This is a genomic window from Pseudomonas sp. PSE1(2024), assembly GCF_050990555.1.
GTDB classification, from domain to species: Bacteria; Pseudomonadota; Gammaproteobacteria; order Pseudomonadales; family Pseudomonadaceae; genus Aquipseudomonas; species Aquipseudomonas aphyarum.
On sequence record NZ_CP158967.1, the window covers coordinates 2,651,283 to 2,662,500 of the forward strand.

9 protein-coding genes and 1 pseudogene (1 of these 10 running past the window's edge) are annotated in these 11,218 nt (G+C 60.8%); 4 read left to right on the plus strand and 6 right to left on the minus strand.

Going from position 1 to position 11,218, the window contains the following annotated elements:
- The first annotated feature begins 6 nt into the window (after positions 1-6).
- Together macA and ABTV87_RS12000 are read left to right on the plus strand one after the other, a co-directional pair.
- Positions 7-1,155, plus strand: coding sequence for a macrolide transporter subunit MacA (gene macA, locus ABTV87_RS11995; protein ID WP_127797720.1), 1,149 nt, complete (start codon positions 7-9; stop codon positions 1,153-1,155).
- Positions 1,156-1,157: 2 nt separating this feature from the next.
- Positions 1,158-3,113: a MacB family efflux pump subunit gene (locus ABTV87_RS12000; RefSeq protein WP_433899579.1), complete on the plus strand. Its 1,956-nt coding sequence runs from the start codon at positions 1,158-1,160 to the stop codon at positions 3,111-3,113.
- A gap of 65 nt (positions 3,114-3,178) precedes the next feature.
- Here ABTV87_RS12000 and ABTV87_RS12005 read toward each other — a convergent pair whose 3' ends face one another.
- The 4 genes from ABTV87_RS12005 to glcD form a co-directional block, all read right to left on the minus strand.
- Positions 3,179-3,949, minus strand: coding sequence for a helix-turn-helix transcriptional regulator (locus ABTV87_RS12005; protein WP_433899580.1), 771 nt, complete (start codon positions 3,947-3,949; stop codon positions 3,179-3,181).
- 959 nt (positions 3,950-4,908) lie between these two features.
- Positions 4,909-6,141, minus strand: a complete 1,233-nt coding sequence (gene glcF, locus ABTV87_RS12010; protein ID WP_221533120.1) for a glycolate oxidase subunit GlcF — start codon at positions 6,139-6,141, stop codon at positions 4,909-4,911.
- Positions 6,142-6,144: 3 nt separating this feature from the next.
- A complete protein-coding gene (gene glcE, locus ABTV87_RS12015) occupies positions 6,145-7,209 on the minus strand; it encodes a glycolate oxidase subunit GlcE (RefSeq protein ID WP_433899581.1) in 1,065 nt (354 codons plus the stop codon).
- Entirely contained in the window at positions 7,209-8,708 is a 1,500-nt protein-coding gene (glcD, locus tag ABTV87_RS12020; protein WP_433899582.1) for a glycolate oxidase subunit GlcD, read from the minus strand. Before glcD ends, glcE begins: the two co-directional genes overlap by 1 nt.
- A 155-nt stretch (positions 8,709-8,863) precedes the next feature.
- Between glcD and ABTV87_RS12025 the strand changes: the two genes are divergently transcribed.
- Entirely contained in the window at positions 8,864-9,505 is a 642-nt protein-coding gene (locus ABTV87_RS12025; protein WP_007960094.1) for a LysE family translocator, read from the plus strand.
- 150 nt (positions 9,506-9,655) lie between these two features.
- Positions 9,656-9,763, plus strand: a pseudogene (locus tag ABTV87_RS12030) (DUF2269 domain-containing protein); the annotation flags it as partial.
- Between the two features lie 54 nt (positions 9,764-9,817).
- Here ABTV87_RS12030 and yghU read toward each other — a convergent pair.
- A complete protein-coding gene (gene yghU / locus ABTV87_RS12035) occupies positions 9,818-10,657 on the minus strand; it encodes a glutathione-dependent disulfide-bond oxidoreductase (RefSeq protein WP_433899583.1) in 840 nt (279 codons plus the stop codon).
- 61 nt (positions 10,658-10,718) lie between these two features.
- Positions 10,719-11,218, minus strand: the 3' portion of a protein-coding gene (locus tag ABTV87_RS12040; protein ID WP_221533123.1) for a helix-turn-helix transcriptional regulator. 346 nt of this gene lie beyond the right edge of the window; only the last 500 of its 846 coding nucleotides appear in the window; its start codon lies beyond the right edge, outside the window; its stop codon occupies positions 10,719-10,721.

An 11,218-nucleotide genomic window follows, 5' to 3' on the forward strand; every position in this document is an offset into this window, starting at 1 on the left:
TCATTTATGGAACAGTCGAAGTTGCGCAAAGTCGGTCTGGGAGTCGCGTTGACGCTGGTGGCCGGGTTGGTGTTCTACACGGTGCAGGCGCCGGCCGAGGCACCGCAATACCTGACCGCCACGGTCGAACGCGCTGACATTGAAAACGCAGTGTTGGCCACCGGTTTGCTGGAGGGCATCAAGCAGGTGGACGTCGGTGCCCAGGTTTCGGGCCAGTTGAAGTCGCTCAAGGTCAAGGTCGGCGACAAGGTCAAGAAGGGCCAGTGGCTGGCGGAAATCGACCCTCTGGTGCTGCAGAACACCCTGCGTCAGGCACAGGTCGATGAGGAGAATCTGCAAGCCCAGCGCCGGGCGACTCAGGCTCAGCTGCGCCAGACCAAGGCGATCTACGAGCGCTATCAGAACCTGCAGGAGGACGCCTCGATCTCGCGGCAGGATTTCGAAACCGCGCAATCGAACTACGAAGTGCAGCAGGCCAACCTGTTGTCGCTGGACGCGCAGATCAAGAGTGCGCATATCCAGATCGACACCGCCAAGGTCAATCTGGCCTACACGCGAATCGTCGCGCCCATCGACGGCGACGTGGTGGGCATCGTGACTCAGGAAGGCCAGACCGTGATCGCCAACCAACTGGCGCCGATCCTGCTCAAACTGGCGGACCTGGACACCATGACCGTCAAGGCTCAGGTGTCGGAGGCCGACGTCATTCACATCGCGCCGGGGCAGGAGGTGTATTTCACCATTCTCGGCGAGGACAAGCGTTATTACGGCAAGCTGCGCGGTACCGAGCCTGCGCCGCAGAACTTCCTCGAAACCCCGCCCGCCGGCACGCCGAAGCAGAACACGGCGGTGTTCTACAACGCGTTGTTCGAAGTACCGAACCCCGATCATCGTCTGCGTATTTCCATGACGGCTCAGGTGCGGGTGGTGCTCGACACCGCCAAATCGGTGCTGACGATTCCGGTGGCCGCGCTGGGCCCGCGCAACAACGATGGCAGTTTCCCGGTGCGGGTGCTGGACGCCAAGGGCCAGGCGCAGTCGCGCAATGTGCAGACCGGGATCAATAACAACGTCAAGGTGCAGGTCAACGACGGTCTGGCCGAAGGTGACCGGGTGGTGATTGGTGATCCGGTGGCGAAAGTGGCAGGGGCATGAGCATGAGCGAACCTCTGCTGCAACTGACCGGCATCAGCCGCAGTTTCACTGCGGGCGACCGTGAATTCCTGGCGCTGAAGAATATCGACCTGACGATCCATGCCGGGGAAATGGTGGCGATCATCGGTGCCTCGGGCTCCGGCAAATCAACGCTGATGAACATTCTCGGTTGCCTCGATTACGCCACGGCCGGCAGCTACAAGATCAATGGCCGGGAAACCCGTGATCTGGACAACCAGGCGCTGGCCGAACTGCGTCGTGACTATTTCGGCTTCATCTTCCAGCGCTATCACTTGCTGCCGCATCTGAGCGCGATGCACAACGTCGAGATGCCAGCGATCTACGCCGGCACGCCGGAACCTCAGCGTCATGCCCGGGCCCGTGAGCTGTTGGCACGGCTGGGGCTGGAAGGGCACCTGACGCATCGTCCGAGCCAACTGTCGGGCGGTCAGCAGCAGCGGGTGAGTATCGCCCGGGCGCTGATGAACGGCGGCGAAGTGATTCTCGCGGACGAGCCCACCGGCGCCCTCGATACCACCAGCGGCAAGGAGGTGATGCGGATTCTGCTGGAGCTGCACGCGGCCGGGCACACGGTGATTCTGGTGACTCACGACCCCAAGGTCGCGGCCAACGCCGAGCGCATCATCGAAGTCAGCGACGGCGAAATCCTCAGCGACCGGCGCAACGAGCGCGACACCACGGCACTGACCAATGAGGACGCAGTGCCCAAATCCACGGCAGCGCGGCGTCTGGTGGCCAGCCTCGGATTGTTCAAGGAAGCGTTCAACATGGCCTGGGTCGCGCTGATCTCCCATCGGATGCGCACACTGCTGACCATGCTTGGGATCGTTATCGGTATCACCTCGGTGGTGTCGATCTCGGCCATCGGCGAAGGGGCCAAGCGCTATGTGCTCAAGGACATTCAGGCCATCGGCAGCAACACCATCGATATCTATTCCGGCACCAGTTTCGGCGACAGCCGCTCGGCGGCCATCGAAACCCTGGTGCCGGCGGATGTGGCCGCGCTCAATCAGCTGTATTACGTCGACAGCGCCACGCCGGTGGTCGGGCGCAATCTGTTGCTGCGCTATCGCAACATTGACCTCGATGCCCAGGTCAACGGCGTCAGCGATCTGTACTTTCAGGTGCGCGGAATCAAGATGGAGTCGGGCATTGCATTCAGCGAAAGCGATGCCCGGCGCCAGGCGCAGGTGGTGGTGATCGATCACAACACCCGCCATCGATTGTTCGGCGAAGGAGTCGATCCGCTGGGGCAGGTGATCCTGATCGGCAACCTGCCGTGCACCGTGATTGGCGTGGCGGCGGAGAACAAGAACATCTTCTCGTCGAGCAAGTCGCTCAACGTATGGGTGCCCTATGAAACCGCAGCCGGGCGGCTGTTGGGCCAGCGTTACCTGGACAGCATCAGCGTGCGGATCAAGGACGGCCAGCCGAGCAAGGTGGTGGAAGACAACGTCAACAAACTGATGCTGCAGCGTCACGGCACCAAGGACTTCTTTACCAACAACCTCGACAGCGTGATGCAGACCGTGCAGAAAACCAGCCGCTCACTGGCCTTGTTGCTGTCGCTGATTGCGGTGATTTCGCTGGTGGTCGGCGGCATCGGCGTGATGAATATCATGCTGGTATCAGTCACCGAACGTACCCGCGAGATCGGTATTCGCATGGCGGTGGGGGCGCGGCAGTCGGACATCCGTCAGCAGTTTCTGGTGGAGGCGGTGATGGTCTGTCTGCTCGGCGGGGCCATCGGTATTTCGTTGAGTTACGCCATCGGTCATCTGTTCTCGTTGTTCATCAAGGAGTGGGAAATGGTGTTCTCGCTGACCTCGGTGCTCACGGCGGTGATCTGTTCGACGCTGATCGGCATCGTGTTCGGCTTCGTGCCGGCACGCAATGCGTCGCGGCTCGACCCGATCGAGGCATTGGCGCGCGACTGAAAGGTGGATATGAAAAAACCGCCGTCCCTGGCAGGGCGGCGGTTTATTTACAGGCGCGCGAACGATCAGGCCGCGTTGGACGGATCGCAGGCGGCAGGGCAGTCTTCAGGTGAATACATCCAGCGCATCAGCGAATGGCGGCCGCTGATTCCCAGTTTGATGGCGGCACGCTTGAGGTAGCTCTCGACGGTGTTGACCTTCAGTTGCAACTGTTCGGCCAGTTCAGGCGCGGTGCGGCCGGCAAGCAGGCCGACGCACACTTCCATTTCCCGGTTTGACAGGCTCAGGCCCAGTTGCTGCACGCGCTCGCAAAAACGCAATCGCAGGGTTTCCAGGCCTAGCAGCGAGGCTTCAGTCGCTGCGGCTTGCGCCTCGGGATCCGCATTCGCCGGTTGCAGCGCGTGGATGTGCTTTTCCACCATCGGCAGCAACACCGGGGAGATGTCCTGCAACAGGCTGCGCTCCCGTGCGGAAAACCGCTTTGACGGCCCGCAGCGGTACACGGAGATCACATAACGGTAACCGTCCTTGCGTCGGGTCAGGTGCAACTGTGAAGCATCGGTGACCGTGGAGGGTTCGGGGGCGGGCACGTCGCTGCTGCCGGGATCGGTGCTCAGTTCGGAATACACCGTCTCGGCCGTCAGTGTCGCCTCTTTGGTGCATTCAGGATCGGTGCGAGGTTGCGCGCGTCCGACCGGCTCCACGCGCATCTGCCGGATATGTGTGGCATCCACGGCCAGTTGGGTGAGGATCAGGTCATGCAGCATCCGCGGAAAATGCCGGCTGCCGGTGCTGGCGATGACCTTGCCGATGTGAGGGAACAGATGTGAGTTCATGTGTTTCATCCATGAGTAGCAATGGGGGAATTGCGCTTTCCCGACTCTCCGGCTGATGTCCTTGGCCGGCGACCACAAATCGGGAAATTTGGATCCTATCCTAGTACAACGTTTGAGCGACCGTTTAATGAAGGGGTTATTAGCTCATAACCAGGCTGAGTGGCGTGGCGCGAAGGGTGCTGCCCGTGTCGCGGTAATAAGTTCGTAGGTCTTCGAAGTGATTAATGAAATGTCCTACAGAGGTTTTCAGGTAAGTCCTATTTATGACAGCTATTAACGCGCATAAAAAAGCCCGTTTCAGCCGAAACTGAAACGGGCTTCTTCCCGCATCAACGACCGGTTACTTCAGATCGTTGAAATGGTCTCGCAGGAATTCGTAGAAGCGGAACGCTTGAAACGATCTCCATACGAGGCTCAGCGTACGCAGCAACAGCTTCATACGTTTTGGCCTCCAGGTCGGGGGCCAAACCTCCAGCGCACTTACCGGATCATGTGTGCCTTCGGACAGACAGGTCAGTGCTGTCCGTGAGGCGGCCGGTTGTGATCCCTCCGAGCCATCATTCCGGCACGGGTGCAAAACCGTGTCGAAGGGCATGAAACCGTTATGGTTCCAGCCAAACCTCACGTATGCACTGTAGAGTGAGCGTCCGCATACTAACCTGTCTTATGACGGGATTTTGAGGATCCTGGATAAAGGCCTGACAAGTTTTGTAATTCGTTATTTCTGTCAGCATGATCAGGCCTTCTGAATGCCCGTCAAGACCGCCCTTGGCTTCACATAATGACATTCAATACACATGCAAAATAACGTTGCAACGAACGCCAAAGATAAATAGTATTCCGCTACGTCAGTGCTGTCCGTGAGATGCATCAAGCCCAGCCGCAAACTGAGGCTTACCGAAAAACCGCCCCGCAAAGGCGGTTTTTTTTCGCCCATCGTTTGGCCCTCGCCAGCGATCCTACGCCTCGGTCAGCGAAGGCAGCGCGGCATCCACCAATTCGATCCAGTGCCGGACCGGCGTGCGCCCCGCACCGTCGAGGTGCGCCTGACAGCCGATATTGGCGGTGACGATGACGTCCGGATGGCCGCTTTCCAGGGCATTGAGTTTTTGCTCGCGCAACTGCCGGGCCAGTGTTGGCTGAGTCAGTGAGTAGGTGCCTGCCGAGCCACAGCACAGATGTGCGTCCGGCACAGTCGTGAGGTTGAAGCCCAGTCGAGTCAGCACCGACTCCACCGCACCGCCCAGTTTCTGCGCGTGTTGCAAAGTACAGGGACAGTGAAAGGCCAGGCGCTGATCGGCGTGGATGCCGAGGGATTCGAGCGGTTCGTCTCTTAGCACTTCCACCAGATCCCGGGCCAGCGTGCTGACACGTCTTGCCTTCTCGGCGTAGACCGGATCGGCACCGAGCAAATGCCCATAATCCTTGATGAACGCACCGCAACCGCTGGCGGTCTGCACGATCGCCTCTGCACCCCGCTCGATGGCCGGCCACCACGCATCAATATTGTGACGGGCGCGGTCAAGGCCGGTGGCCTGGGCGGCGAGGTGATAATCCACCGCGCCACAACAACCAGCCTCGCGGGCCGGGATCACGCTGATGCCCAGACGATCCAGCACCCGTGCCGCTGCTGCATTGGTATTGGGTGACAAGCCCGGCTGCACGCAACCCTCCAGCATCAGCACTTGCCTTGCATGTGAGATGACGGGACGTGATGCAGGCATCACCGCGTTGCGTGGCAGTTTGTCTTGCAGGGCATCGGGCAGTAGCGCCCGTAATATCTGACCGCCATTGACCAACCCTTTGAACAACCGCGGATTGGGCACGATGTTTCGCAACCCTTCACGCAACAGGCGCTGCCCGAGCGGCCGCGGGACGGCGGCGTCGACCACCGCTCGGCCGATGTCGAGCAGGTTGTGATAATCCACGCCGGAAGGGCAGGTGGTTTCACAGTTGCGGCACGACAGGCAGCGATCCAGGTGTTGCTGGGTTTTCGCCGTGACTTCGTTGCCTTCAAGCACCTGTTTGATCAAATAGATGCGTCCGCGCGGGCCGTCCAGTTCATCGCCGAGCAATTGATAAGTCGGGCAGGTCGCGTTGCAGAATCCGCAATGAACGCATGTGCGGAGGATGCTTTCGGCCTCTTCGGCGCGGGGCAGTTGTCGGGCTTGCGGGCTGAGGGTGGTCTGCATGGCTCAAAGCTCCGCGTACAGACGCCCGGGGTTGAAAATGCCCCGGGGGTCGAGTTGTCGTTTGAGTTGGCGGTGATAGTGCAGCAGGGCGGGCGCCAGAGGATGAAACGGTTCGTCGATCAGGCCGTGGCTGTAGCAGGTCGCATGTCCGCCGACTTCGCCAACCACTTTGCGAATGGTCGCCTCCTCGGCTGTCGATTTGAGCCAGCGTTGCGCGCCGCCCCAGTCGAGCCATTGCTCGCCGGGCAGGTTCAGGGGCGGCGTGTTCAGCGGCACGGACAGGCGCCAGAGCGGTTGGTCTTCATCGAAGAAACTCAGGCGTTGTTCGTTGAGGTCGGCCCAGAACGAACTGTCGATCAGCTCGCCGCCGAGGCGATCATGGGCGGCCGCCACTGAACCTTTGCCACCCTCCAGACGCAAGCGCAATTGCCGGCCATCGTGACACGCGGCGCTGATCGGCAACGGCTGCTGGCCCCATTCGGCCAGACGCAGCAGAGCTTGTTCACAGGTCATTTCCAGGCCGAGGCTCAGGCACGCTCGCGGTTTGGGCAGCACCTTGAGCGAGACTTCCGTGATAACCCCCAGCGAGCCGTAACTGCCGGTCATCAGGCGCGACAGGTCGTAGCCGGCGACGTTTTTCATGACTTCGCCGCCGAAGCGCAGATGCTTGCCATGTCCCGTGATGATCCGCGTGCCCAGCACGAAATCGCGCACCGATCCCGACCACGGTCGACGCGGCCCGGACAGGCCCGTGGCGATCATGCCGCCGACCGTGGCGTCGTCGGCGAAGGCAGGCGGTTCGCACGCCAGCATCTGTTGCGAGGCGTCCAGCACGGTCAGCAATTCTGTTAGCGGAGTGCCGCAGCGAGCGGTGATCACCAGTTCGGTCGGGTCGTAGCTGACGATGCCGCGATGGGCGCGGGTGTCGAGAATCTCGCCACCGATGATGCGTCCGAGAAACGCCTTGCTGTTCGCCCCCTGGATACGCAGCGGCGTAGCAGTTTCCAGTGCACGGTTGACCTGTTCGAGCAGCGCGGCACTGTCATCGAAATCCTTGGTATCACCCATCAGAACCGCTCCAGTTCGGGGAAGGGCAATTGCCCGTGGTGCACGTGCAGGGCACCGAATTCGGCGCAGCGATGCAGGGTCGGAATGTTTTTGCCGGGATTGAGCAGGCCGCCGGGGTCGAAGGCTGCTTTTACGGCGTGGAACAGGGTCAGCTCATCACGGTTGAATTGCGCGCACATCTGGTTGATTTTTTCCCGGCCCACGCCATGTTCGCCGGTTATGCTGCCGCCGACCTTCACGCACAATTCGAGGATCTTGCCGCCCAGCGCTTCGGCACGTTCCAGTTCACCGGGCTGATTGGCGTCGAACAGAATCAGTGGATGCATGTTGCCGTCGCCGGCATGGAAGACGTTGGCAACCCGCAAGCCATATTCGGCTGAAAGCTGCGCAATCGCGTGCAGTACGCCGGGTAGCTCGCGGCGCGGAATGGTGCCGTCCATGCAGTAATAGTCCGGCGACAACCGGCCCACGGCGGGGAAGGCATTCTTGCGTCCGGCCCAGAATCGCACGCGCTCGGCCTCGTCCCGGGCCTGGCGCAACTCGGTGGCGCCGGCGTGTTCGAGCACTTGCCGGACCCGCGCGCAGTCATCGTGGACATCAGCCTCAACGCCATCGAGTTCGCAAAGCAGAATGGCTTCGGCATCCACCGGATAACCGGCGTGGATGAAGTCTTCGGCGGCGCGGATCGCCAGGTTGTCCATCATCTCCAGGCCTCCGGGAATGATGCCGGCGGCGATGATGTCGGCCACGGCGCGGCCGGCCTTTTCCACGGAGTTGAATGCTGCCAGCAGCACTTTGGCAGTCTGGGGTTTGGGCAAGAGTTTGACCGTAACTTCGGTTATCACCCCGAGCAGTCCTTCGGAACCGGTGAACAGTGCCAACAGGTCGAAACCGGGGGAATCCAGCGCGTCCGAGCCCAGCGTCAGATGTTCGCCATCGACTGTAAGAATCTCGACCTTGAGTAGATTGTGCACGGTCAGACCGTACTTGAGGCAATGCACGCCGCCGGCGTTTTCCGCCACGTTGCCGCCGATGGAGCAGGCGATTTGCGAAGACGGATCGGGCGCGTAATACAGCCCGAACGGCGCAGCGGCCTGGGAAATCGCCAGGTTGCGCACACCGGGTTGAACCCGCGCGGTGCGGGCTTCGGGGTCGATCTGCAGGATATTGTTGAAGCGCGCCATCACCAGCAACACGCCTTTTTCCAGAGGCAGGGCACCGCCAGACAAACCGGTCCCGGCGCCCCGGGCTACCACCGGCACCCGTCGTTCGTGGCAGATGCGCAACACACCCTGAACTTCATCGATGTGCCGTGGCAGTACCACCAGCAAGGGCGTGGTGCGATAGGCGGAGAGGCCATCGCATTCATACGGCTTGAGTTCTTCAAGCTGATGCAGGACTTCAAGATCCGGCCACTGGCGCTGCAGGGCTTGCAACAGTGCAGCTTTGTCGACGTCGGGCAAAACGCCGTCGACCTGTTCGTCGTAAAGAATGTTCATGATCGGTGGACGACCCTCCGTTGTCGTTATTCGAGGCCGGTGCCGTTTTCCATCATTGGGCTGCTGACACCGAGAAGTAAAGCGTAGCGGCCGGAGGTCCGTTGTCCCGCGTGCTCCTGTAATATGCGGCCACCTCACCCCAACGAGCATGGAAAATGGATTCTCACTCGATTCTGGCCTTTACCCTGGTTGCCGCGATTGCCATCGCAAGCCCGGGGCCTGCGACCCTGATGGCGATCAACAACAGCCTGGCCCACGGTCAGCGTAGCGCGATCTGGTCATCTCTCGGCAATGCCAGCGGCCTGTTCTGTCTGTCGGCTGCGGCGATGCTCGGCCTGGGGGCGTTGCTGGCCAGCTCCGAAATGCTGTTCAACGCGGTCAAAATCATCGGTGCCGGTTATCTGTTCTACCTCGGGATCCGGCAGTTGTTCAAAAAGGGTTCGATGCTCCCCGAGAGCGTGGAAGATGAGTCGAAGAAAGTCCGGCCCACTCGCAGCAAACTGTACAAGTCAGCGTTCCTGACGGCCGTGACCAATCCCAAGGCGACGATGTTCTTCACCGCACTGTTTCCGCAGTTCATCGATCAGGGCGCGACATTGCTGCCGCAGTTTCTGATCCTTACCTCGATTTTCATGGCGTTGTCGGTGACATCCTTGACGCTCTACGCCGCGCTCGCCTCCCGCGCCAAGGGCGTGCTGACCCGGCCTGCGCTGTCCCGCTGGGTCAGTCGCGTAGTGGGGACTACGTTTATCGGTTTCGGGGCTGCGATTCTGACGATGCGTCGGCAGGCCGCGTAAGTAAAAGCCTTCCGACTGAAATCAGTCATCCATTCAAGGAAGCATTGCGTGACACTCAGGGTTTTAGTGGTCGGCGGTTATGGGAGTTTCGGCAGCATTGTCAGCCGGCATTTGATCGGCATTTGATTGAGATGCCTGACATCGAGCTGCCGAAAATGGTTCTGGATGGATGTTGCCGGTTTTCTGGGGATGTTCGTGATCGTGCTGCTGATGGTGACGAAGATGACGCCGGGGCAGTGGGTCGACCTGTTGGTGTAGCGAACGCAACGCCCGATACACCCGCACCGGACGTCGCGTCGTATCAGGCGAAGCTCAATCCAGATCGCTTGCTTGATGTCGCTCTGGAACCTGGCTCGCTTCATCGCCCCACGTCCGGTTGACGCGCTGGCCACGAATCACCGCAGGCCGTTCGGCAATCTCTTGCGCCCAGCGCTGCACGTGGGTGTATTCGTGAGCGGAAAGAAACTCGGCGGCGGAGTACACGTTGTTGCGCACCAGTTGCCCGTACCAAGGCCAGACCGCGATGTCGGCGATGGTGTATTCGTTGCCGGCAAGGTAGGGGCTTTCGCTCAGGCGGCGATCGAGCACATCCAGCTGCCGCTTGGTTTCCATGGTGAACCGGTTGATCGGGTATTCGAGCTTTTCCGGCGCATACGCATAGAAATGCCCGAAACCGCCGCCCAGGTAGGGTGCCGAGCCCATCTGCCAGAACAGCCAGTTCAGGGTTTCGGTGCGTCCCGCCAGGTCGGTGGGCAGGAAGGCGCCAAATTTTTCCGCCAGATAGAGCAGGATCGAGCCGGATTCGAAGACGCGAATGGCCGGTTCTACACTGCGATCCAGCAGCGCCGGAATTTTCGAATTGGGGTTGATCTCGACAAAGCCGCTGGAGAACTGGTCGCCCTCGTTGATGCGGATCAGCCAGGCGTCGTACTCGGCGTCGGTGCGCCCGAGCGCCAGCAACTCCTCAAGCAGGATGGTCACTTTCACGCCGTTGGGCGTGGCCAGCGAATACAGTTGCAACGGATGCTTGCCGACCGGCAGCGTCTTCTCGTGCGTCGGCCCGGCAATCGGGCGATTGATGCTGGCGAACTGGCCGCCGGACGGAGCGATGTGTTTCCAGACCTTGGGTGGAGCGTAGGGCGCCTTGCTCATGAAACGGACCTCATCGGTTGCGAGGAATATCATGTGGCCACATCGTCGCCGGCCACTCCCTCTATATAGAAGAATACTGTTCGTCAGCGGCAGAGCGTGGGCGCGAACCTGTGCGCAATTGCGCCGGACTCACGCCGAGGCGCTGTTTGAAGACTGTGGTCATATGCGCCTGCGAGTTGAAACCGCAGGCGAGGGCGATCTGCGAAAGACTGTCCGTTGTATCGCGCATTGACGCTCGGGCTTTGGCCAATCGTCTGTCGATCAGGTAACTGTGGGGGCTTTTGCCGGTTGCCTGCTTGAGGGCACGCATGAAGTAACCCTCGGACAACTCCAGCAATTGCGCCATCGCCGGGACGGCGAGCGGATTGCCGAGACCGGCGTCGATGAATTCATCCAGCAGGCGCATGCGGCTGCTGGTGATCGAGCCTGGAGGCGACACCGCTTCATGACCTTCGACCCGTTCCGCCAGACCGAGCGCCCAGCTTTCCCAGTCATCCTCCAGAGAGGCTTGCAGCAGCGCACTGCGCATTCGCGACGCGAGGTGAATGGCCTGCGGGTCGA